The organism is Pseudomonas sp. PDM28 (assembly GCF_019219115.1).
In the GTDB taxonomy this organism is placed as follows: domain Bacteria; phylum Pseudomonadota; class Gammaproteobacteria; order Pseudomonadales; family Pseudomonadaceae; genus Aquipseudomonas; species Aquipseudomonas laurylsulfatiphila.
Genome location: NZ_JAHUWG010000001.1, coordinates 460,088 through 483,042, shown reverse-complemented (window position 1 = coordinate 483,042; position 22,955 = coordinate 460,088). Strand labels below are relative to the sequence as shown.

The following is a 22,955-nucleotide window of genomic DNA, read 5'->3' as shown; positions in this document are numbered from 1 at the left end:
AGTCAGTTTCGATCCAAAGGGTCTGTATAATGGCCCGCTCAACGGGTTCGGCCAAGCCATCTCTATGCTGCGTATCTATTTCCGTCATTTCTCCAAGGCCGTGCTCTGGTTCATGGGTGGCAGCGTATTGCTGGTGCTGATCTTTCGCGTGGTGCCGCCTCCGGGGACGACGCTGATGATCGAGCGCAAGATCGAATCCTGGATTGACGGCGAACCCATCGACCTGCAACGGAGCTGGAAACCCTGGGACGAGATCTCCGATGACCTGAAAGTCGCGGTGATTGCCGGCGAAGACCAGAAATTCCCGGAGCATTGGGGCTTCGATATCGGCGCGATTCAGGCGGCGTTCGCCCATAACGAACGCGGCGGTTCGATCCGTGGCGCCAGCACCCTCAGCCAGCAAGTCTCGAAAAATCTGTTTCTGTGGTCTGGCCGCAGCTGGCTGCGCAAAGGCCTGGAAGCCTGGTTCACCGGACTGATCGAAGTGTTCTGGCCCAAGCAGCGGATTCTTGAGGTGTACTTGAATAGCGTTGAGTGGGATGACGGGGTGTTTGGCGCAGAGGCTGCGGCACGGCATCATTTTGGGACCAGCGCGAAAAACCTGAGCCGACAGCAATCGAGCTTGCTGGCCGCCGTACTGCCAAACCCGCGGGTCTGGAGCGCAAGCCATCCGACTTCATACGTATCGCGGCGAGCGGGCTGGATTCGACAACAGATGAGCCAGTTGGGTGGGGACAGCTATCTGGTCGGGCTGAACGATTCGCGTCGGGCGCCTTGGTCTCAATAACCGATCACAATTCTTCAGGCCCTGAAAACCACTGTGGGAGCGGGCTTGCCCGCGATGACGGCCTGACATTCAACTTATGTATTGAATGTTTGGACCTCATCGCGAGCAAGCTCGCTCCCACAGGATCACTGCTCGGTTTTTTTACTGTCTGCCCGCCAGTTACGCAGCGATCGACAACTTGAGCTTGTTCATCGCGCTCTTCTCGAGCTGGCGAATACGCTCGGCCGACACGTTGTACTTCTGCGCCAGGTCGTGCAGCGTGGCTTTTTCTTCCGCTAGCCAGCGCTGGTAGAGAATGTCACGGCTACGGTCGTCCAGCACTTCCAGCGCTTCGTGCAGGTTGTGGTTGGAGTTGTCGCTCCAGTCGGCGTCTTCCAGTTGACGCGCCGGGTCGTACCGGTGGTCTTCCAGGTAGTTGGCCGGCGACTGGAATGCACTGTCGTCGTCCGCTTCTGCAGCCGGGTCGAAGGCCATGTCATGGCCGGTCAGGCGGCTTTCCATCTCGCGCACTTCCCGAGGCTCTACGCCCAGGCTTTCAGCGACGCGATGAACTTCCTCGTTATTCAACCAGGCCAAACGTTTCTTCTGGCTGCGCAGGTTGAAGAACAGCTTGCGCTGGGCCTTGGTGGTCGCGACTTTCACGATGCGCCAGTTGCGCAGGATGAACTCGTGGATTTCCGCCTTGATCCAGTGCACGGCAAAGGACACCAGGCGCACGCCCATTTCCGGGTTGAAGCGCTTCACGGCCTTCATCAGGCCGACGTTGCCTTCCTGGATCAGGTCAGCCTGGGCCAGGCCGTAGCCGGAATAGCTACGGGCGATATGTACGACAAAACGCAGGTGGGCGAGCACCATCTGCCGAGCCGCCCCCAAATCCTGCTCATAATAGAGACTCTCGGCCAGTTCACGCTCCTGCTCCGGCGACAGCAATGGAATGCTGTTGACGGTGTGCACATAGGCCTCCAGGTTCGCACCCGGGACCAGAGCATATGCAGGTTGCAAAGAATTGGTCATACGAAAAAACCTCCGACTTACAAACTCGTGCAGTTCAGCACTGCGAAAATTGACCGGAAACCGAAAGACAAGTTCCCTAAAACCCAAAACCGCTGAAAGGTCAATACGAGCAAAATGATACTACTTAGGCGCAAGCTCCCTCAGGTGGCGTGCGACTGCAATCCATGCACCGATATACCCCAACAGCACCGCGCCAAGCAAGAGAGACAGACCGTCGGCAACTGGCACTCCAGCCAGCGCAAAATCACTGCCGTACAAACCGGCCAGCCCTACCACTGCGTCGTTCAGCCAATCAAGGCCGAACGCAAGCACGCCCCAGGACAGAATCCCCGCACCGAAGCCATACAGCGCCCCCATGTACAGGAAGGGCCTGCGGACATAGCTGTCAGTGCCGCCGACCAGTTTAATCACTTCTATCTCTGTGCGGCGGTTTTCAATATGAAGACGAATGGTATTGCCTATCACCAAAAGTAATGCAGAAACCAGAAGCACGGTCAGACCGAAGACAAAACGGTCACCCAGCTTGAGGATGGCTGCCAGGCGCTCGACCCAGACTAAATCAAGTTGCGCCTGTTGTACCTTCGGCAGCTCGGATAGTTTTTGTCTTAATGCTTCAAGGGCCGGCTTGTCGACCTCGTTCGGCGTCACCAGGACCACGCCCGGAAGCGGATTCTCCGGCAACTCTTTGAGCGCCTCGCCCAGACCGGACTGTTGCTGGAACTCTTCCAGCGCCTGCTCCCGGCCAACGTATTCGGCGTCGGCGACGCCCGGCATGCCCTTGATCTGATCGCGCAGCGATTCGCCTTCGGCCGGCTTGGCCTCAAGGTCCAGATACAGGGAAATCTGCGCCGCGCGTTGCCAGGAACCACCCAGACGCTCGACGTTACTTAGCAAAAGTGACAGCCCCATGGGCAAGCTCAGGGCCACCGCCATCACCATGCAGGTGAAAAAACTGCCGATCGGCTGCTTGCCCAGGCGACGCAGGCTGTCGACCATGCTGGCGCGATGGCTTTCGATCCAGGCACGGAACAACGTGGCGAAGTCCGGCCCGTCATCATCGTCGTGTTTTTTCTTTTGCGGCTGCGGATCGGCGGCTTTCGGGGCCACGCGCTCGGAAACCTTGGGGCTACGTGTTGCACTCATACCGCGGCCTCCCCGTCACCGATCAATCGACCGCGTTGCAGCGTCAGCATGCGATGGCGCATGCGGGCGATCAGGGCCAGGTCGTGACTGGCGATCAGCACGCTGGTACCCAGGCGATTGATGTCTTCGAACACACCCATGATCTCGGCGGCCAGACGCGGGTCGAGGTTACCGGTCGGTTCATCCGCCAGCAGCAAGGCCGGACGGTGGACGATGGCGCGGGCGATGCCGACGCGCTGCTGCTGACCGGTGGACAGGTCACCCGGGTACAGATCGGTTTTATCCGACAGCGCCACGCGTTCCAGTGCCGAGTCCACGCGTTTGGCGATCTCGGCCTTGGACAGGCCCAGGATCTGCAAAGGCAACGCGACGTTATTGAACACCGTGCGATCGAACAGCAATTGGTGATTCTGGAACACCACGCCGATCTGCCGGCGCAGGAAAGGAATCTGTGCGTTGCTGATGGTGCTCAGGTCTTGCCCGGCGAGCAGCAACTTGCCGCTGGTCGGGCGCTCCATCGCCAGCAACAGGCGCAACAGCGTGGATTTACCGGCGCCGGAATGGCCGGTGACAAACAAGAACTCGCCACGACGAACTCGAAAGCTCAGCTCATGCAAGCCGACGTGACCGTTCGGGTAGCGCTTACCGACCTGTTCGAAACGAATCATGAACGCTCCCGCTCGGCAAACAATGCCTGGACAAAGGGTTCTGCTTCAAAGGTACGCAAATCGTCGATGCCTTCGCCGACGCCAATGTAGCGGATCGGCAGGCCGAATTGCTTGGCCAGGGCAAAAATCACCCCGCCCTTGGCGGTGCCGTCGAGCTTGGTCAGCGCCAGGCCCGTCAGTTCGACGGTCTGGTTGAATTGCTTGGCCTGGTTGATGGCGTTCTGGCCGGTGCCGGCGTCAAGCACCAGGAGCACTTCGTGAGGTGCGTCGGCGTCGAGTTTGCCGATGACGCGGCGAACCTTTTTCAGCTCTTCCATCAGGTTGTCTTTGGTGTGCAGGCGGCCGGCGGTGTCGGCGATCAGCACATCGATGCCGCGAGCCTTGGCGGCCTGCACGGCGTCGAAGATCACCGAAGCCGAATCGGCGCCAGTATGCTGGGCGATCACCGGGATCTTGTTGCGCTCGCCCCAGACCTGCAACTGCTCTACCGCCGCCGCACGGAAGGTGTCGCCGGCGGCGAGCATGACTTTCTTGCCTTCCAGCTGCAGTTTTTTCGCCAGCTTGCCGATGGTGGTGGTCTTGCCGGCACCGTTGACGCCGACGACCAGAATCACGAACGGCTTGTTCTGCGAGGTGATTTTCAGCGGCTGCTCGACGGGCTTGAGCATGGCCGCCAGCTCGGCTTGCAGGGATTTGTACAGGGCATCGGCGTCAGCCAGCTCCTTGCGCGCAACCTTCTGCGTCAGACGCTGAATGATCACCGAGGTGGCTTCGACACCGACGTCGGCGGTCAGCAAACGGGTTTCGAGGTCTTCGAGCAGCTCATCATCAATAACCTTCTTGCCCAGGAACAGGCTGGCCATGCCTTCGCCGATACTGGCGCTGGTCTTGGACAGGCCCTGCTTGAGGCGGGCGAAGAAACCGGCCTTGGTTTCTTCGGTGCGTACGGGTTCTACCGGGGTTTCGACGGGCGTCGCGATCGGCGCAGGAATCGGAGCGGGTGCCGGTGCTTGAGCAACCGGAGCAACCGGAGCAACCGGAGCATCGAATACCGGAACCTCTGGCTGGCTGACAACGGGAACAGGCTCGGCCACGACGAAGGGTTCAACAATCGCTTCGACCACAGGCGCATGAACCGGTGCAGGCGCAAACGCTGCCGGGGCCGGAATCGGCGGGGTCACGTGGGGGGCCAGGTCATTTTCGACCAACGCCACGGGCTCTTCGGCTACCGGCAGGGTCAACCAGGGTTCGGCCGTCGGGGCCAGCGGCTGTTCGGTGACGATTTCGCTGACAGGTTCGGGAGCGGCTTCAACCTTGGGCTGCAGCAACGGCTCGGCAACCGGCAGAACAACCGGCGCGGGCGCTTCTTCTATTACCGGAACCGGCGTCGGTGCTGGCTCAGGAATGGCTTGTGGCTGTTCGACGACGGGTTCCTGCGGCTTTTTGCGCAGCCATCCGAACAGGCTTTTTTTCTCGCCAGCCGCAGCTGGGGTCTTCTTGTCGTCGTTGGAACCAAACATGGAGGACGGCTATCTCACGGTAGCGACGCGCCAATGGCGCCCCGGCAAATAAATAATCGATGCAGAACAGACTGTGTTTCACCCAGCTTGTTCACGCGCAACATTTTGTCGAGGTGCCAACGGCGCCTCAAAGGTCGACTAATACGAAGGACTGAAACGGCATCGTCGGCGAAAACGCAGAGTTTAGCTGACAAACTCAAAGTTTCTGCCGGTAACCCATACAACCCGCAGGCCAATCAAAGGCCTGATAGGCGTGGCCGCCAGTAAAACGGATCAGTATCCTAGCACCCTCTCGCCCGCTGACGCTAAGAACAAGCGGGCAGCCCCAAAGGTTTGAAAACGAATGAATGCTCTTGCCCGCCGCGCCGCAGGCCTGCTGCTCAGCACAGTTTGCCTGCCCCTTTCGGCCCTGGCTGCCGACCCGCAACCCACCCACGAATTCACTCTCGACAATGGCTTGAAGGTGGTCGTGCGTGAAGACCATCGTGCACCTGTTGTCGTTTCCCAGGTCTGGTACAAGGTCGGCTCCAGCTACGAGACGCCGGGCAATACCGGCCTGTCCCACGCTCTGGAACACATGATGTTCAAGGGCAGCGAGAAGGTCGGCCCCGGTGAAGCCTCGCTGATCCTGCGCGACCTCGGCGCCGAAGAGAACGCATTCACCAGCGACGACTTCACCGCGTACTACCAGGTGCTGGCCCGGGATCGCCTGGGCGTAGCCTTCGAACTGGAAGCCGACCGCATGGCCAGCCTGCGCCTGCCGGCCGACGAGTTCGCCAAGGAAATCGAGGTCATCAAGGAAGAACGTCGCCTGCGCACCGACGACAAGCCGATGTCCAAGGCCTATGAGCGCTTCAAGGCCATGGCTTACCCGGCCAGCGGCTATCACACGCCGACCATCGGCTGGATGGCCGATCTTGAGCGGATGAAGGTCGAAGAACTGCGCAACTGGTACCAGACCTGGTACGTGCCGAACAACGCCACGCTGGTGGTTGTCGGCGACGTGACGCCGGACGAAGTCAAGGTTCTGGCCCAACGCTATTTCGGCCCGATCGCCAAGCGTGATGTGCCGGCCGCGAAGAAGCCGCTGGAACTGGCCGAACCGGGCGAGCGCCAGATCACCCTGCATGTGCAAACCCAACTGCCCAGCCTGATGCTCGCCTTCAACGTGCCAAGCATTGCCACCGCCGAAGACAAACGCCTGGTCAATGCCCTGCGCCTGATCTCGGCGCTGCTCGATGGCGGCTACAGCGGACGCATCCCGACGCAACTGGAGCGCGGAGAGGAGCTGGTGTCCGGCGGCTCGTCGAGTTACGACGCCTACACCCGTGGCGACAGCCTGTTCACCCTGTCTGCATCGCCAAACACACAGAAACACAAGACCATCGCCCAGGCCGAAGCCGGATTGTGGAAGCTGCTCGATCAGTTGAAAACCACTGCGCCGACGGCCGAAGAGCTAGAACGGGTTCGCGCACAAGTCATCGCCGGCCTGGTCTACGAGCGCGACTCGATCACCAGCCAGGCCACCGCCATCGGCCAACTGGAAACCGTCGGCCTGTCGTGGCAGCTGATGGACACCGAACTGGCCGACCTGGAAAGCGTGACCCCGGAAGATATCCAGAAAGCCGCCAAGCTGTATTTCACCCGCGAACGTCTCAGCGTCGCCCATGTACTGCCTCTGGAGACGACTCATGAGTGAGCGTAAACCCTCCCGCCTGGCCCTGATCGGGCTGATCGCTGCCGCCGTAATCGGCTCTGCCGCGTTCTATCTGTCGCGCCCTGGCGAAACCAGCGCCAGTGAAGCCCTGGACAAAGCCAAGGCCAGCCAGAAACTGCAATCGCTGACCGAGCTCAACGGCAAGGCGCCGGACCACCGCAAGCTGGACGTGCAGACCTGGAACACTGCCGAAGGCACCAAGGTGCTGTTCGTCGAAGCCCATGAGTTGCCGATGTTCGACATGCGCTTGATCTTCGCCGCCGGCAGCAGCCAGGACGGCGATGCACCGGGCCTGGCGCTGCTGACCAACGCCATGCTCAACGAAGGCGTGGCCGGCAAGGACGTCGGCGCCATTGCCCAGGGCTTCGAAGGCCTGGGCGCCGATTTCGGCAACGGTGCTTACAAAGACATGGCAATCGCTTCACTGCGCAGCCTGAGTGCCAAGGACAAGCGCGAGCCGGCCCTGAAGCTGTTCGCCGACGTCATCGGCAAGCCGACCTTCCCGGCTGACTCTCTGCTGCGCATCAAGAACCAGATGCTCGCCGGTTTCGAATACCAGAAACAGAACCCCGGCAAACTGGCGAGCCTGGAACTGATGAACCGCTTGTACGGTGATCACCCGTACGCGCATTCCAGCGACGGCACGGCGAAAAGCGTACCGGCGATCACCCAGGCACAACTGCGTGCGTTCCACGAGAAAGCCTACGCAGCAGGTAACGTGGTGATCGCGCTGGTCGGCGACCTGTCCCGCGCCGAAGCCGAAGCAATTGCCGAGCAGGTTTCCGCCGCCTTGCCCAAAGGTCCGGCGCTGCCAAAAATCGCGCAGCCGACTGAACCGAAGGCGAGTATCGGCCACATAGAGTTCCCGTCCAAGCAGACCAACCTGTTGCTCGCGCAGTTGGGCATCGATCGCGACGATCCGGACTACGCGGCGTTGTCCATGGGTAACCAGATTCTCGGTGGCGGCGGTTTCGGCACTCGATTGATGAGCGAAGTGCGCGAGAAGCGCGGCCTGACTTACGGCGTGTATTCGGGCTTTACCCCGATGCAGGTGCGCGGCCCGTTCATGATCAACCTGCAGACCCGCGCCGAGATGAGCGAAGGCACCCTGAAACTGGTGCAGGACGTCCTGGCCGACTACCTTGAAACCGGCCCGACCGAAAAGGAACTCGACGACGCCAAGCGCGAACTGGCAGGCAGTTTCCCGCTGTCCACCGCCAGCAACGCCGATATCGTCGGCCAACTGGGCGCCATCGGTTTCTACAACCTGCCGTTGAGCCACCTGGAAGAATTCATGCAACAGTCCCAGGCCTTGACCGTCGAACAGGTCAAAGCCGCCATGAACAAACACCTGGGCACGGACAAAATGGTCATCGTCAGCGCTGGCCCGACCGTGCCGCAAAAGCCGTTACCGGCCCCTACTGATAAACCTTCCGAGCAGCCGCTCGGGGTTCCGGAGCATTAATGGCCAGTCCCAAGAAACCCGCCAAAAACATCCATAACGGTGTGAACCAGTTGCGCATCATCGGTGGCGAATGGCGCAGCCGCAAACTGAGCTTCCCCGACGCCCCGGGCCTGCGCCCGACGCCGGACCGCGTACGTGAAACCCTGTTCAACTGGCTCGCGCCTTACGTGCCGGGCGCCAAGGTGCTCGACCCCTTCACCGGCAGCGGCGCGCTATTCCTCGAAGCCCTGTCCCGCGGCGCGGCCATGGGCCAGGCGCTGGACGCCAGCAGCATCGCGGTGTCCAGCCTGAAGGAGCACCTGGGCACCCTGCGGTGCACCAACGGCCAGGTCCAGACCGCCGATGCCCTGCGATATCTGGAAACCCAGACGGCAACGGCCTACGACCTGGTGTTCCTCGACCCACCGTTCAACCAGAACCTGCTGCCCGCCGTTTGCAAGTTGCTCGAAGAGCGTCAATGGCTGGCCGAAGATGCCTGGGTGTACACCGAAAGCGAAACCGCACCGTCGACCCTGGGCCTGCCGGACAATTGGCGCCTGCACCGCGAGCAGAAATCCGGGCGGGTTTATTACTCGCTTTGGCAGCGCAACGCTGTCCTGTCCGCATAGCCAACTTCGGGTGGGCATCCACTCACCCGATCACTCCGCAAACATTGTAATTAGAAATATATTTACGCTAGATAGATTTATTACTTGCGAGCCATCTTAGACGGGCGAAATAACTCGCGTAACCGCAAATGGACTTGCAAACCTATGCAACTAAAATACCCCACCACACCAACAAAAGAACTCACTCTCGACAACGGGTTGAAAATCATTACCGGCGAAATAAGTCAAGCTGCCGACGCTTACATCGATCTCGCTTACAAAGTCAGCCGCTGTAACGAATTACCGGAAAACGCAGGTATAAACATCATTCTTTCCAGCTTATTACTTAATGACAACTAATATATACCAAGCCCCGACGGAAAGGAGCTTACCTCATTTCACCTTGATGACTTCACAAGCTACAGGCAGCGTGTACGCCTTGCCGATTTAGACGTAGCCTTCAGCCAACTCGCAACCATGATGTCCGCACCAAAAATGACCGAAGCAACTTTACAGAAAGTCATTAAACGGAAAAATAGCCATCGGGCCGCGCGGGATATTTTTATATCCAACTACCTCACCCCCCAGGAAGTCACCGAACTACTTTACCCTTTCAGCGGCTACTCCAACAATCCAGACGGCACTCCAACCAGCCTGTCACGCCTTGATCTCGATCAGTTACAGCAATGGCATCAACGATGGTATATGCCCAACAATGCAACGCTGATCGTTGTTGGGAATGTAAGCGCCGACAATATTTTCTCTTTGGCAGAACAACATTTCTCCGCGATCCCACACAAACCCCTTGAAGACTTCAAGTACGACAAAGAAGCTGCCGAACCGGGCAAGCGACACATCGAAGTGCGCAAAGACACTAAAGAGCCCCTAGCGATCATGGCGTTCAATCTGCCTGACTTCGATTTTTTAAAAGATAATCCTAACGCTCTTGGCGCCCTGGATATCATCGTGGAGCTTCTGAACAACTACTTCCGGATTATGCCCGGCGGATCTGGCGCTGCGCGGAAAATCCTCAACCAAAATTCGGGCATTTTTTTCTTAAGCGTCAAGGCTCAATCGGCAGATCAGACTCCAAGTCAATTAGAAAGCGGATTGCGCACTTATCTCAATGAGCTGAAGCAAAATCCAATCGAAGCACAAAGCTTGGAGCACGCTCGTGAAAACATACTTACACGATGGGCTGGATGGGAGCACAACCCATCGGTTTTGCCTATCCTCCTCACCACCTATCACTATGCAAAACTGCCTCTGGATAGTAGGGCGCAAAGATACCAAACGCTGCTGAACATCACGCCCATGGACATTCAAAATTTCGCCAACACATACTTCACAGAACAGCGAATGACAACAGCCCACATTTTTCCAATGGCCGGTTCACCGGAATAATTCTGTTGCTCATTTTTAAATCCTGCTGTTGAGAGGCGAACAGCAAACCAAGGGGCTGCCGAACCGCAGCCCCGCGCTGGCCCAACCACGCCGCAAAAGCCGTTACCGGCCCCTACTGATAAACCTTCCGAGCAGCCGCTCGGGGTTCCGGAGCATTAATGGCCAGTCCCAAGAAACCCGCCAAAAACGTCCATAACGGCGTGAACCAGTTGCGCATCATCGGTGGCGAATGGCGCAGCCGCAAACTGAGCTTCCCCGACGCCCCGGGCCTGCGCCCGACGCCGGACCGCGTGCGTGAAACCCTGTTCAACTGGCTCGCGCCGTACGTGCCGGGCGCCAAGGTGCTCGACCCGTTCACCGGCAGCGGCGCGTTGTTCCTCGAAGCCCTGTCCCGTGGCGCGGCCATGGGCCAGGCGCTGGACGCCAGCAGCATCGCGGTGTCCAGCCTGAAGGAGCACCTGGGCACCCTGCGGTGCACCAACGGCCAGGTCCAGACCGCCGACGCCCTGCGATATCTGGAAACCCAGACGGCAACGGCCTACGACCTGGTGTTCCTCGACCCACCGTTCAACCAGAACCTGCTGCCCGCCGTTTGCAAGTTGCTCGAAGAGCGTCAATGGCTGGCCGAAGATGCCTGGGTGTACACCGAAAGCGAATCCGCGCCGTCGACCCTGGGCCTGCCGGACAATTGGCGCCTGCACCGCGAGCAGAAATCCGGGCGGGTTTATTACTCGCTTTGGCAGCGCAACGCTGTCCTGTCCGCATAGCCAACTTCGGGTGGGCATCCACTCACCCGATTACTCCGCAAACGTCGTAATTAGAAATATATTTACGCTAGATAGATTTATTACTTGCGAGCCATCTTAGGTGGGCGAAATAACTCGCACAACCGCAAATGGACTTGCAAACCCATGCAGCTAAATTACCCCACCACGCCAATAAAAGAACTCACTCTCGACAATGGTTTGAAAATCATTACCGCTGAAATCAGTCAAGCTAGCGATGCTTACATCGATCTCGTTTACAAAGTCAGCAGCTGTAACGAACTACCAGAAAACGCAGGCATAAACATCACTCTTGCCAGCGTATTATTTTCTGACAACGAACATACATCAGCCCCTGACGAAAACGAGCACCTTTCATTTCACTTTGATGACTTCACGACCTATAGACAGCGTGTACGCCTTGCCGATTTAGACGAAGCCTTCAGCCAACTCGCAACCATGATGTCCGCACCAAAAATGACCGAAGCCTCTTTACAGGCAGTCATTCAAGAGACCAATAGCCATCGCGCCGCGCGGGATATATTTATATCCAACTACCTAACACCCCAGGAGGTCACCGAACTACTTTACCCTTTCAGCGGTTACTCCAACAATCCACAAGGCACTCCAACCAGCCTGTCACGCCTTGATCTCGATCAGTTACAGCAATGGCATCAACGTTGGTACATGCCCAACAATGCAACACTGATCGTTGTTGGAAATGTAAACACCGACAATATTCTCTCATTGGCAGAACAGCATTTCTCCGCGATCCCTCACAAACCTCTTGAGGTCTTCAAGTACGACAAAGAAGCTGCGGAACCGGGCAAGCGACATATCGAAGTTAGCAAAGACACTAATGAGCCCCTAGCGATCATGGCGTTCAACCTGCCTGACTTCGATTTTTTCAAAGGTGATCCTAACGCTCTTGGCGCCCTGGATATCATCGAGGAGCTTCTGAAAAACCACTTCCGGCTTATGCCCGGCGGATCTGGCGCTGCGCGGAAAATCCTCAACCAAAATGCGGGCATTTTTTTCTTAAGCGTCAAGGCTCAATCGGCAGATCAGACTCCATGTCAATTGGAAAGCGGACTGCGCACTTATCTCAATAAGCTGAAGCGAAATCCAATCGATGCACAAAGCTTGGAGCACGCTCGTGAAAACATACTTACACGATGGGCCGGATGGGAGCACAACCCTTCGGCTTTGCCCTACCTCCTCACCACCTATCACTATGCAAAACTCCCTCTGGATAGTAGGGCGCAACGATACCAAGCGCTGCTGAACATCACGCCCATGGACATTCAGAATTTCGCCAACACATACTTTACAGAACAGCGAATGACAACAGCCCACATCTTTCCAATGGCGGGCTCACCGGAATAATTCTGTTGCTCATTATTTAAATCCTGCTGTTGAAAGACGAACAGAAAACCAAGGGGCTGCCGAACCGCAGCCGCTTGGGGTGTGCACTACATAGTTACCGCCTGACACCTTTCCGGATGATCCACAGTGGTTTGCGCAAATACCTGCAAACCACTGAGGATGTACACGGATGAACATCTCCCGCAACACGCTGGTGCTGTCCTTTATCGCCTGGTTGCCGCTCATGGCTGCCGCGGCTTCACCCCCTGCAACACAAGACTTTTTGCTGGATAACGGTCTCAAGGTCGTCGTACGCGAGGACCACCGATCCCCCATCGTCACCGTCCAACTCTGGCTCAAGGTCGGCTCAAGCTACGAACTGCCCGGTCAGTCGGGCTTGTCCCACGCCCTCGAACACATGGTGTACAAGGGCAGCAGCAAAGCCTGCGCCGGAGAGTTCGCGGCGATACTGGACAAACTGGGGGCCAGCCAAAACGCCTTTACCGGCACCGACTTCACGGTCTTTCACCAGACACTATCTTCCGGACGCGCCGGCGTCGCTTTCGAAATACTCGCCGACCTGATGAGCACGGCCGAACTGGATGCACAGGACTTTACGCCGGAGCTCAAGGTCATTCAGGAAGAGCGTCGGATGCGTGTTGATGATGAAATCACCACTTCGGCTCACGAACGACTGAACAGCATCGCCTACCCGACCAGCGGCTACCGCACCTCGACAATTGGCTGGATGCACGACCTGCGACGAATGAACGCCGTGCAATTGCAGCAGTGGTATCAGGCCTGGTACTCGCCGGACAATGCGACGCTGGTGGTCGTTGGCGATGTTGCACCTGGGCGGATCAAGGCGCTGGCACAGCAGTACTTCGGCCACCTGCAGCGGCGCGCTACACCTGCAGCGCCTGTACCCGTCGAGCTGGCTTCAGCCGGTGAACGGTCACTGACCCTGCATGCACCGATAGCATCCCCGCGCCTGATCATGAGCTTCAACGCGCCCAGCCTGGCCACGGCCCTGGATCGTCGGACCGCCCATGCCCTGCGCCTGCTCGATATGTTACTGGCCGGATCCGGTAGCGCGCGGATCAAACAGCAACTGCAACTGGGCGAGGCGATATTCACTGAGGCCCAATCAGAGTACGACGCCTTCAAACGAGGTGACTCGTTACTGACCATCAGCACACAACTCAACCCGGACAAGCTCACTGACACAGACGAAGCCCTCGCCCGTCTGTGGCAAGTGATCGAATCACTGAAGAGCAAAGCACCGGAACCGGCAGAACTGGAGCGTGCGAAAAACGTCCTGATCGCGAACACAGTTTATGCGCAGGACGATCTGGAAGGGCAGGCCAACACCTTGGGCCTGCTGGACACCATCGGCCTCGACTGGCGGCTGGCCGATCAGGATACGGATGAGCTGAACAAGGTCACCCCCCTGGATATTCAACAGGTCGCAAAGACTTACCTGACGCGTGAGCGCCTGAGTACCGCGAAAATCTTGCCGGAGAAAAACAATGGATAAGTTCAAAGGCCTCATCAATGGATTGATCATGGCCGGCATGCTTTTGAGTGCTCAGGCCCATGCCGCTGCAACCACGGCACCCCAGAAGCCAGGGCTGCAATCGCTCAAGGAACCACAGATTCCGGCTATCCACCGCACGCTGTCGATCAAGGGGTACAAAACTCACAGCGGGACCAAGATCCTGTTCATCCGCACCCCTGGCCTGCCGATGTTCGACGCTCTGGTGAGCTTTGCCGCCGGCAGCGCCCACACCCCCCATCAACCCGGCCTGGCAGCGGTGACCTTAAGCCTTTTGAATGAGGGCGTGGCTGGCAAGGACGTCAATGCCATACAGGCGACGTTCGATAATCTGGGTGCAAGGATGGACATGGGTATCGGTCAGGACCGGACCTGGTTTTCCCTGCGCAGCCTGAGTGACGAATCACGGCGCGCTCCAGCCCTGGAACTGTTTGCCCAGGTACTTGGCAAGCCGCTGTTGCCGGAGGCATCCCTGCCTGCGGTGAAATCCCAACTGCAGTACTTTCTGGACCTCGAGGATCAGTCCCATGCCACTCAATCCCGGCAAATGAACCTCGGCCAACTGTTTCCCGACCACGGTTATGCTCAGTCCCTCTACGGTACCCGGGCCGGGCTTGCCTCCATCACCCGCACTCAGGCGCAAGACTTTCATCGCGAGGCTTATGCCGCAGGCAATGCCCAGATCACACTGGTCGGCGACCTCACCGAGGAAGAAGCCCAGCGCATTGGTACACAGATATCCGCAGCCTTGCCGCTGGGGCCGGCCACTGCCGCGATCCAGTCAGTGACAAGTCCAACGGCCCCGAGTCTGCTGCGGGTTGAGCGACCATCGGCCCAGGCTTACCTGCGCCTTGCCCAGCCAAGTGTCCTGCGCAGCAGCCCGGACTACGACGCGCTGCAGATGGCCATGCGGGTGCTCACCAACCGACTGAGCAATGAACTCCGTGAACGCCGAGGCCTGACCTACCACGTTGAAGCCGACCTCTCAGCCCTTCAGGCACAAGGGTTGCTGACCATTAGATTGCAGACTCCACCCGAGCAGGTCGATGCCGTGCTGGCCCATATCAAGACGATGTTCAGCGACTTCCTCGCCCAAGGGCCGACCCAAGAGGAGCTTGACGACAGCCAGCAGCAACTGGCCGGTAGCGCACCGTTGAACAGCGCTACCAATGCGCAGATTTTGAGCCAGCTGTACGCCATCAGTGCCCACAATCTGCCGCTGGACCTCGACTTCTCCACGCAAGCCGCCTTGAAGCTGAACCTCGCATCCATCAAAACCGCGCTCAACCGGCATTACCACGCCGACCAATGGCGCGTTGTCATCCTGGGGCCGAAGACAGATCAACAACCGCTTCCCGCTCCAATCGAAAGCGCAACCAACGCCATGTGTCGCGCACCTGACGAGATTGTGGCAAGTTAGTTACCCCCCGACGACGCGGTCGCGGCGCTGTCCCGCCGCGCCTTCGGACAGACCCATGAGCACTTTCTCCGAGAATCACTGTGCACCCGCACCCCGCAATGGCCCAGTCACCGTTCACCCCAGCCTTTGGCCTCGGCAATCCGCACTTGCAAACCTTGTGGGGACCGCTGTGGCGTAAAACCGTGCACATCGGCCGCGAACGGGAACGCCTGTGGCTTGAAGATGGCGACTTTCTCGATCTGGACTGGCACGGTCCGCACAGCGTCGACGCGCCTTTGGTGCTGGTGCTGCACGGGCTCACCGGGTCCTCGAATTCACCTTATGTCGCTGGCCTGCAAAAAACCCTGGGTGATCGGGGCTGGGCCAGTGTCGCGCTGAACTGGCGCGGTTGCTCGGGCGAACCCAATCTGCTGCCACGCAGTTACCATTCCGGTGCCAGTGAAGACCTGGCCGAAGCGATCAAACACTTGCGGGCCAAACGACCTCTCGCACCACTGTATGCGGTGGGTTACTCCCTGGGGGGTAATGTCCTGCTCAAGCACCTGGGCGAAACCGGCAGCGACAGCGGCGTGACGGCCGCCGTGGCGGTATCGGTGCCGTTCCGCCTGGACCAGTGCGCCGACCGCATCGGCCAGGGTTTCTCCAGGGTTTACCAGGCACATTTCATGCGCGAGATGGTCGCCTACATCAAGAACAAACAGCGACAGTTCCAGCACGACGGACGGGAGGATGGACTGGCCGCATTGGCTGCGCTTGGCTCGCTGGAAAACATGCGCACGTTCTGGGATTTCGATGGCCGCGTCACCGCGCCACTGCACGGTTTCGCCGATGCCGAGGATTACTATCGCCGCGCATCAAGTCGCTATTTCCTTGGCGAGATTCGTACGCCGACCTTGATGATTCAGGCCGCCGACGATCCCTTCGTGTTTCCCCACAGCCTGCCGCACGCCGATGAGTTGTCCGCATCCACGCAATTCGAGCTGCAAGCCAAGGGCGGGCATGTCGGCTTCGTCGACGGCACGCTCAGGCAACCGGGTTACTACCTTGAACGGCGCATCCCCGCGTGGCTGGCCGCCGCAGGGCGCGCTTGAATCATGGACGCTGACCAGGGCGAGTCAATCCACTTCTGGCAAACCCCGCCCCTGGCTGGGGTCGAGTTATTGTCCGCCCGCTACATCGATCATCGTTTCGCCCCGCACGTGCATGACGGCTATGTGATCGGCATGATCATGGCCGGCGCCCAGCGTTACCGCTATCGCGGTGCCGAACACCTCGCGGGCAGCGGCACGCTGGTACTGATCAACCCCGATGAATTGCACACCGGCCACAAAGGCACCGAGGATGGCTGGCTTTACCGGGCGTTTTATCCGGACAGCGGGCAGATAACCTCGCTGCTGGCCGAACTCGAACTGCCCACCCACCACCTTCCGGCCTTCGGCGCCACGCTGTATCGCGATCAGGATCTGGTGAACGGCTTCTGCCAACTTCATCGCCTGCTGGAAAGCCCCGCCACCGCGTTGCAGCAACAAACGGTCTGGCGCGAACTGGTGCTGTCGCTGTTGCAGCGTCATGCGGCGGTGCCCGATGCCAGTAAACCCGGCAAGGAACACCGGGCCGTGAGCCTCGCCAAGGAATTGCTGCACGCGCAACTGGCAGCGCCGCCCTCACTGGAGACGCTGGCAGCGGCGGTCAACCTCTCGCCCTTCCATTTCGCCCGGGTGTTCCGTAGGGCTACCGGCATGCCGCCGCACACCTGGCTGATGCAACAGCGCATCGCCCGGGCGCGGGCGTTGCTGCAGAGTGGCTGTCTGCCGCTGGAAGTCGCCATGCAACTGGGGTTTGCCGACCAGAGCCACCTGAGTCGGCAGTTCAAGCAGGTGTATGGGGTTGGACCGGGGGCGTATCGCAGCGCAAAAAGGGGACTCGAGTCTTAACTAGATCTCACAAACACCATCCATCCCTGTGGGAGCGAGCTTGCTCGCGATGGCGGCTTAACAATCAGCATCAATATTGAATGTGATGGCCCCATCGCGAGCAAGCTCGCTCCCACAAGGTTTCGTGATGCTCACTCGCCCGTGGCAATGCCCCGCGCAGGCTCGTTGATCCACTCGCTCCACGACCCGGCATACAACGAACCCAACGGATAACCGGCCAGACACAACGCAAACAGGTTGTGGCACGCCGTCACGCCGGAACCGCAGTACGCCACCAGATCCTTCGGCGAACGATCGCCCAGTTTTGCGGCAAAACGCTGCTTGAGCTGATCGGCTGGCAGAAAACGCCCGTCACTGCCCAGGTTGTCGGTAAACGCCGCACATTGAGCGCCAGGAATGTGCCCGGCAATCGGATCGATCGGCTCCACTTCACCCTTGAAACGCGGCAGTGCGCGGGCATCGAGCAGGGTCAGTTCCGGCCGGGAGAGGCGCTTATGCAGCCGCTCGGCACTGATCAGCAACGCCGTGTCAGGACTGCCAGTGAAGGAACCACGAGTGATCGCCGGCGCATCCAGGCTCAGCGGCAAACCGGCCGCGTGCCAGGCCTTGAGACCGCCATCGAGGATAAATACACCGTCGCGTTTGCCCAACCACGCCAGCAACCACCAGGCCCGCGCCGCATAGGCCCCCGGACCATCGTCGTACAGAACCACTTCGCTATCGGCGTTGATGCCCCAGGCTTGCAGGCGCTCGATCAGTTGCGCCGGCTCGGGCAGCGGATGACGCCCGGTCAAACCCTTGACCACCGCGCCGCTCAGATCACGCTCAAGGTCGGCATAGCTCGAACCGGCGATGTGCCCTTCGGCATAGCTGCGCTGACCGTAATCCGGGTCTTCAAGGGCAAAACGACAATCCAGAATAACCAGCCCCGGCTGGTCCTTTTTCAGGTCCAGTGCTTGCGGGCTGATCAGTTGCGCAATGGGCATAACGGGCTCCTGTGATTTTTATCAGACGTCGATCCTACGACACTTCCTCGAGCGCCTGGGCCAGGGGCACATAAAACTCTTCGAACAAGGCCTTGACCGCATCGCGGGACTGATCCGTGACGAACCCGGCTTCCAGCACCAACACCTGATAAACCCCACGTTTAATGGCCTGTTCGCTCAAGTGGCTGGAGTTTTCCCTCGTTGTGCACAGGAAGCGCACCCAGGACGTGAGGATGATCCAGGCATTGAGGGTCAGGGATTCGATCTGCACTTTGTCCATTTGCAAAATGCCGGCGGCGACAAAGCCTTCATAGATCGCTCCACCCTGGATCAGGCAGCGCTGGGAAAAGCGTCGATAGCGGTCGGCCAGCTCGGGGTCGCTGTCGAGTAAATGTTCGAGATCGCGATGCAGAAAGCGGTAGCGCCACATCGCCGACAGCAGCTCCTTGAGGTAGAAGCGTTTGTCTTCCACCGTGGCGGCGCGGCCCTGGGGCGGGCGCAGGAAGCTGTCCACCAGGCTTTCGTACTCGCTGAACAGCACGGCGATGATCGCCTGCTTGTTAGGGAAGTGGTAGTACAGATTGCCCGGGGAAATTTCCATATGGGCAGCAATGTGGTTGGTACTGATGCTGCGCTCGCCCTGTTGATTGAACAGCTCCAGGCTGTTCTGCACGATGCGCTCGCTGGTTTTGATCCGTGGGGCCATGGCTTGAGCTTTAATTCAGAGTGCGTTGACGGGCATCTTAGATCTATCCGCGAGCGGATAAAACAAAGCTGTTACAGGATGTCATTTGACTTTTTAGAGCATACACTCTAAAAAGTGCTTCATTACAATAAATCCGGAGCCGACCATGACTGCTGACATTTCCTACCTGCAAAACCTACAGCAGCCGCTGGAAGAGCTTCAGGCCCTGTTTGACGCCCAGCGTGCCGCCTACGCCGCCAACCCGATGCCGCCTGCCGCGCAGCGTCAGCAATGGCTCAAGGCCCTGAAGGATTTATTGAACAGCGAACGCCAGACCCTGATCGATGCGATCAGCCAGGACTTCAGCCATCGCAGCGCCGATGAAACCCTGGTCGCCGAACTGATGCCCAGCCTGCACGGCATTCATTACGCCAGCAAACACCTCAAGGGCTGGATGCGAGCTTCGCGGCGCAAGGTCGGTGTCGCATTCCAGCCCGCCTCTGCCAAAGTCGTTTACCAACCGCTGGGCGTGGTCGGGGTCATCGTGCCGTGGAACTACCCGCTGTACCTGGCCATCGGTCCGTTGGTCGGCGCGCTGTCGGCGGGCAACCGGGTGATGCTCAAGCTCAGTGAGTCGACCCCCTCGACCGGCCTGCTGATGAAGCAACTGCTGGCGCGCATCTTCCCCGAAGACCTGGTATGCGTGGTCCTTGGCGAGGCAGATATTGGCGTGGCGTTTTCACGTCTGCCGTTCGATCACCTGCTGTTCACCGGCGCCACCAGCATCGGCAAACACGTGATGCGCGCCGCTGCGGAAAATCTGACCCCGGTGACCCTTGAGCTGGGCGGCAAGTCCCCAGCCATCGTTTCCCACGATGTACCGCTCAAGGACGCCGCCGAGCGCATCGCCTTCGGTAAAACCCTGAACGCCGGCCAGACCTGCGTGGCCCCGGACTATGTGCTGGTGCCGGAGGATCGCGTGGGAGGTTTCGTCGAAGCCTATCGTTCTGCGGTCCGCGGGTTTTATCCGACGCTGACCGACAACCCGGACTACACCGCGATCATCAATGAGCGACAACTGGCGCGCCTCAACAGCTATATCAGCGACGCCACCAGCAAGGGTGCGCTGCTGATGCCGCTGTTCGACCAGGGCCAGGGCCGCCGCATGAGCCATAGCCTGCTGCTCAATGTCACCGACGAGATGACGGTAATGCAGGACGAAATCTTCGGGCCGCTGTTGCCGATCGTGCCGTACAAGGATCTGGACCAGGCCTTTGCCTACATCAATCAACGCCCGCGCCCACTGGCGCTGTACTACTTCGGCTACGACAAGCGCGAACAACAGCGCGTGCTGCACGAAACCCACTCCGGCGGCGTGTGCCTGAACGACACGCTGCTGCACGTCGCCCAGGATGACATGCCGTTCGGCGGCATCGGTGCCTCGGGCATGGGTCATTATCATGGCCATGAAGGCTTCCTGACCTTCAGCAAGGCCAAGGGTGTCTTGATCAAACAGCGGTTCAACGCGGCGAAACTGATTTACCCGCCGTATGGCAAATCGATCCAGAAGCTGATCCAGAAACTGTTCATCCGCTAACGATCATCACCGCCGGGTAATAACAATAATGAATCCCAGTCTGTCCGATACACCCGCGCTGTCACGGCGCGGGTTGCTTAAATTCAGCCTCGGCGCCAGCGCCTTTCTCGCCACTGCCGGGTTGGGCGCCAGCCTCAGCGGCTGTTCGGCGAGCGTCCCGGCCAATGGCTTCGTCACGCTGCGCAGCGGTGACCTGCTGTTCTTGCGAGCGTTGATTCCGGTCTTGCTCGATGGCGCCGAGACCTCCGAACGGATGCCCGAGGCTGTCGAAGGCACACTTAAAAGCCTGGATTACAACCTCGCGCATCTGTCGCCGGAAATGCTCAAACTGACCCGCCAACTGTTCGATGTGCTGGGCATGGCCGTCACCCGCGGACCGTTGACCGGAATCTGGGGCAGCTGGGAAAACGCCAGCGCCGACGATATCCGGCAATTCCTCGATCGTTGGGAAAACAGCTCGTTGAGCCTGTTGCGCATGGGCCACAGCTCTTTGCTGCAACTGGGGATGATGGCCTGGTACGGCCGCAAGGAATCGTGGGCGCATTGCGGGTATCCCGGGCCGCCCACTGTCTGATACCGAGTCGCCCCCTTCGCGGGCAAGCCACGCTCCCACAGGTTTGAGGTGTTCGCACCTTTTGTGAACGACTCAACACTGTGGGAGCGTGGCTTGCCCGCGAAGGCGCCAGACGCTTCACCGCCTACTCCAACAATAAAAAGAGAACCGAAGATGCCCGTACCCGATCCGTTTCGCGAAGGCATGGCCCGAGGCTGGAAAACCTACAACGGCTCACAACTGACCCAGGACCTGACACTCGAAGCAGACGTGGCGATCATCGGCAGCGGTGCCGGCGGCGGCACCACCGCCGAAATCCTCAGCGCGGCCGGTTACAAAGTGCTGCTGATCGAGGAAGGCCCGCTCAAGACCAGCAGCGACTTCAAACTGCTTGAAGACCAGGCCTACAGCAGCCTCTATCAGGAAGGCATCGGCCGCATGAGCAAGGATGGCGCAATCACCATCCTCCAGGGCCGGGCGGTGGGCGGCACCACGCTGATCAACTGGACTTCCAGTTTCCGCACCCCGGAGCCGACCCTGGAACACTGGGCCAAAGAGCACAACGTCAAGGGTCACAGCCCGGCGGACATGGCGCCGTGGTTCGAGAAAATGGAGCAGCGCCTGGGCGTCGCGCCGTGGATGGTGCCTCCCAATGCCAATAATGATGTGATCCGCAAAGGCTGCCAGGAACTCGGTTACAGCTGGCACGTCATCCCGCGCAACGTTCGCGGCTGCTGGAACCTCGGCTACTGCGGCATGGGCTGCCCGACCAACGCCAAGCAATCGATGATGGTCACCACCATCCCGGCGACCCTGGAAAAAGGCGGCGAGTTGCTTTACCTGGCCCGCGCCGAAAAACTCATGATCAGCGGCGACAAGGTCACCGGCCTGCACTGTTCGGCGATGGATGAACGTTGCGTCGCACCGACCGGGCGCACCATCACGGTCAAGGCGCGGCATTTCGTGTTGGCCGGTGGCGGCATCAACAGCCCGGCCTTGCTGATGCGCTCCGGGGCGCCCGACCCGCACAAGCGCCTGGGCAAACGTACGTTCCTGCACCCGGTGAACATGTCCGCCGCGTTGTTCGACGAAGTCGTCAACCCGTTCTACGGCGCACCGCAGTCGATCTATTCCGACCATTTCCAGTGGCAGGACGGCACCACCGGCAAAATGTCCTTCAAACTGGAGGTCCCACCATTGCATCCGGCGCTGGCCGCCACCTTGTTCGGCGGTTTCGGCCAGGAAAATTCGCAACACATGGCCAACCTGCCCCACACCCACGCCATGCTGGCGTTGCTCCGGGACGGCTTTCACCCGAACAGCCCCGGTGGCAGCGTCGAATTGCGCAGCGACGACACGCCGGTGCTGGATTACCAGCTCTCGCCTTACGCCTGGGATGGCTTGCGCCGGGCATTCCACAGCATGGCCGAGATCCAGTTTGCCGGTGGTGCCAGGGCCGTCATGCCGATGCACGCCGACGCCCGTTACGTGAAGACCCTCGCGGAAGCCCGTACGCTGATCGATGGCCTGAGCCTGGAGTTGTACCGCACGCGCCTGGGCAGTGCCCATGTGATGGGCGGCTGCGCCATGGGTGAAGACCCGAAAAGCGCAGTGACCGACAGCCTCGGCCGGCACCATCAGTTGGGCAATCTGTCGATCCACGACGGCTCGCTGTTCCCCACCAGCATTGGCGCCAATCCGCAATTGTCGGTCTACGGACTGACGGCACAACTGGCGACTTCCCTGGCCGAGCGTTTAAAAAACTCATGAAAATGACGATTATTCCCATCG

21 protein-coding genes are annotated in these 22,955 nt (G+C 59.4%); 15 read left to right on the top strand and 6 right to left on the bottom strand.

Features of this window, described 5'->3' with window-relative positions:
* Positions 1 to 64 precede the first annotated feature (64 nt).
* On the top strand, positions 65 to 787 hold the full coding sequence (gene mtgA / locus KW841_RS02235; protein ID WP_218473268.1) for a monofunctional biosynthetic peptidoglycan transglycosylase: 723 nt from the start codon (positions 65 to 67) through the stop codon (positions 785 to 787).
* A 159-nt stretch (positions 788 to 946) separates the two neighbouring features.
* Here the strand turns inward: mtgA and rpoH are convergent, their stop codons facing one another.
* The 4 genes from rpoH to ftsY all read right to left on the bottom strand — a co-directional run bounded on the left by rpoH (position 947) and on the right by ftsY (position 5,132).
* Complete coding sequence (gene rpoH, locus KW841_RS02230) at positions 947 to 1,801, bottom strand: RNA polymerase sigma factor RpoH (RefSeq protein ID WP_007975386.1); 855 nt, start codon at positions 1,799 to 1,801, stop codon at positions 947 to 949.
* Positions 1,802 to 1,921: 120 nt separating this feature from the next.
* On the bottom strand, positions 1,922 to 2,944 hold the full coding sequence (gene ftsX / locus KW841_RS02225; RefSeq protein ID WP_110661215.1) for a permease-like cell division protein FtsX: 1,023 nt from the start codon (positions 2,942 to 2,944) through the stop codon (positions 1,922 to 1,924).
* Positions 2,941 to 3,612 (bottom strand): cell division ATP-binding protein FtsE, encoded by a 672-nt coding sequence (ftsE, locus tag KW841_RS02220; protein ID WP_007975383.1) that lies wholly within the window; start codon positions 3,610 to 3,612, stop codon positions 2,941 to 2,943. Before ftsE ends, ftsX begins: the two co-directional genes overlap by 4 nt.
* Positions 3,609 to 5,132 carry a signal recognition particle-docking protein FtsY gene (ftsY, locus tag KW841_RS02215; protein WP_218473267.1) on the bottom strand — a complete coding sequence of 508 codons (1,524 nt, stop codon included), beginning with the start codon at positions 5,130 to 5,132 and terminating at the stop codon, positions 3,609 to 3,611. Before ftsY ends, ftsE begins: the two co-directional genes overlap by 4 nt.
* A gap of 343 nt (positions 5,133 to 5,475) precedes the next feature.
* Here ftsY and KW841_RS02210 point away from each other — a divergent pair, with 343 nt between their 5' ends.
* The 11 genes from KW841_RS02210 to KW841_RS02160 all read left to right on the top strand — a co-directional run bounded on the left by KW841_RS02210 (position 5,476) and on the right by KW841_RS02160 (position 17,343).
* The gene (locus tag KW841_RS02210) at positions 5,476 to 6,831 is read left to right on the top strand and encodes a pitrilysin family protein (protein WP_218473266.1); all 1,356 of its coding nucleotides are present in this window, start codon (positions 5,476 to 5,478) and stop codon (positions 6,829 to 6,831) included.
* Entirely contained in the window at positions 6,824 to 8,314 is a 1,491-nt protein-coding gene (locus KW841_RS02205) for a pitrilysin family protein (protein WP_218473265.1), read from the top strand. The genes KW841_RS02210 and KW841_RS02205 overlap by 8 nt, the downstream gene beginning before the upstream one ends.
* Positions 8,314 to 8,922 carry a 16S rRNA (guanine(966)-N(2))-methyltransferase RsmD gene (gene rsmD, locus KW841_RS02200; protein WP_218473264.1) on the top strand — a complete coding sequence of 203 codons (609 nt, stop codon included), beginning with the start codon at positions 8,314 to 8,316 and terminating at the stop codon, positions 8,920 to 8,922. The genes KW841_RS02205 and rsmD (KW841_RS02200) overlap by 1 nt, the downstream gene beginning before the upstream one ends.
* A gap of 144 nt (positions 8,923 to 9,066) precedes the next feature.
* A complete protein-coding gene (locus tag KW841_RS02195) occupies positions 9,067 to 9,261 on the top strand; it encodes a hypothetical protein (RefSeq protein WP_218473263.1) in 195 nt (64 codons plus the stop codon).
* A 135-nt stretch (positions 9,262 to 9,396) separates the two neighbouring features.
* Positions 9,397 to 10,305, top strand: coding sequence for a pitrilysin family protein (locus KW841_RS02190; RefSeq protein WP_218473262.1), 909 nt, complete (start codon positions 9,397 to 9,399; stop codon positions 10,303 to 10,305).
* Between the two features lie 158 nt (positions 10,306 to 10,463).
* Positions 10,464 to 11,072: a 16S rRNA (guanine(966)-N(2))-methyltransferase RsmD gene (rsmD, locus tag KW841_RS02185; protein ID WP_007975379.1), complete on the top strand. Its 609-nt coding sequence runs from the start codon at positions 10,464 to 10,466 to the stop codon at positions 11,070 to 11,072.
* A gap of 144 nt (positions 11,073 to 11,216) precedes the next feature.
* Positions 11,217 to 12,455, top strand: a complete 1,239-nt coding sequence (locus KW841_RS02180) for a pitrilysin family protein (protein WP_218473261.1) — start codon at positions 11,217 to 11,219, stop codon at positions 12,453 to 12,455.
* A gap of 169 nt (positions 12,456 to 12,624) precedes the next feature.
* A complete protein-coding gene (locus KW841_RS02175) occupies positions 12,625 to 13,971 on the top strand; it encodes a pitrilysin family protein (RefSeq protein WP_218473259.1) in 1,347 nt (448 codons plus the stop codon).
* Positions 13,964 to 15,409: a pitrilysin family protein gene (locus KW841_RS02170; protein WP_218473258.1), complete on the top strand. Its 1,446-nt coding sequence runs from the start codon at positions 13,964 to 13,966 to the stop codon at positions 15,407 to 15,409. Before KW841_RS02175 ends, KW841_RS02170 begins: the two co-directional genes overlap by 8 nt.
* A 98-nt stretch (positions 15,410 to 15,507) precedes the next feature.
* Positions 15,508 to 16,500 carry a hydrolase gene (locus KW841_RS02165; RefSeq protein WP_218473257.1) on the top strand — a complete coding sequence of 331 codons (993 nt, stop codon included), beginning with the start codon at positions 15,508 to 15,510 and terminating at the stop codon, positions 16,498 to 16,500.
* 3 nt (positions 16,501 to 16,503) lie between these two features.
* A complete protein-coding gene (locus KW841_RS02160; protein WP_218473256.1) occupies positions 16,504 to 17,343 on the top strand; it encodes an AraC family transcriptional regulator in 840 nt (279 codons plus the stop codon).
* Between the two features lie 131 nt (positions 17,344 to 17,474).
* Here KW841_RS02160 and KW841_RS02155 read toward each other — a convergent pair whose 3' ends face one another.
* Together KW841_RS02155 and KW841_RS02150 are read right to left on the bottom strand one after the other, a co-directional pair.
* A complete protein-coding gene (locus KW841_RS02155) occupies positions 17,475 to 18,329 on the bottom strand; it encodes a sulfurtransferase (protein WP_218473255.1) in 855 nt (284 codons plus the stop codon).
* Between the two features lie 34 nt (positions 18,330 to 18,363).
* Positions 18,364 to 19,035, bottom strand: coding sequence for a TetR/AcrR family transcriptional regulator (locus KW841_RS02150; RefSeq protein WP_095964222.1), 672 nt, complete (start codon positions 19,033 to 19,035; stop codon positions 18,364 to 18,366).
* Between the two features lie 145 nt (positions 19,036 to 19,180).
* On the opposite strand from KW841_RS02150, the gene KW841_RS02145 reads away from it, so the two are divergent.
* The 3 genes from KW841_RS02145 to KW841_RS02135 all read left to right on the top strand — a co-directional run bounded on the left by KW841_RS02145 (position 19,181) and on the right by KW841_RS02135 (position 22,934).
* On the top strand, positions 19,181 to 20,611 hold the full coding sequence (locus KW841_RS02145) for a coniferyl aldehyde dehydrogenase (RefSeq protein WP_218473254.1): 1,431 nt from the start codon (positions 19,181 to 19,183) through the stop codon (positions 20,609 to 20,611).
* Positions 20,612 to 20,639: 28 nt separating this feature from the next.
* Entirely contained in the window at positions 20,640 to 21,185 is a 546-nt protein-coding gene (locus KW841_RS02140; protein ID WP_218473252.1) for a twin-arginine translocation pathway signal protein, read from the top strand.
* A 153-nt stretch (positions 21,186 to 21,338) separates the two neighbouring features.
* Positions 21,339 to 22,934: a GMC family oxidoreductase gene (locus KW841_RS02135; protein ID WP_218473251.1), complete on the top strand. Its 1,596-nt coding sequence runs from the start codon at positions 21,339 to 21,341 to the stop codon at positions 22,932 to 22,934.
* Positions 22,935 to 22,955: the final 21 nt, after the last annotated feature.